We start from the raw sequence: 277 nt of genomic DNA, 5'->3' as shown, positions 1-277 counted from the left end.
ATCTGTCAGAAATAATCCCCCGACGGGCTGCAGTGCTGAAATGACTGCTTCGCAGTGCCGTCGTCCAGTTCTCCGGTGACCGGTACGCTGAACCGTAATATCCCGTGCTTAAATCGTCCGGGTCTTCATCAGGCGCGTTCGTCAGTCCTCTTTCACCTTGTTGCTGGAAGTCGACGAAAATAATATTGGCTAAAACATTATTTTGATAATTGCCATAAATAGCTTCATACGAATGCGGGAAATTTTCTTTCCAGTACCAGGTGGTATCGCCGCAAAA

1 protein-coding gene is annotated in these 277 nt (G+C 47.3%); it reads right to left on the bottom strand.

The window, feature by feature from the left end; translation table 11 throughout:
* On the bottom strand, nucleotides 1-277 hold a 277-nt coding region (locus FN960_RS23965), incomplete at both ends, for a hypothetical protein (protein ID WP_221936851.1).

The sequence above is a fragment of the Alkalicoccobacillus porphyridii genome (genome assembly GCF_007293315.1).
Classification (GTDB): Bacteria; Bacillota; Bacilli; order Bacillales; family Bacillaceae_D; genus Alkalicoccobacillus; species Alkalicoccobacillus porphyridii.
This window is presented reverse-complemented; position numbering and strand designations above follow the sequence as displayed.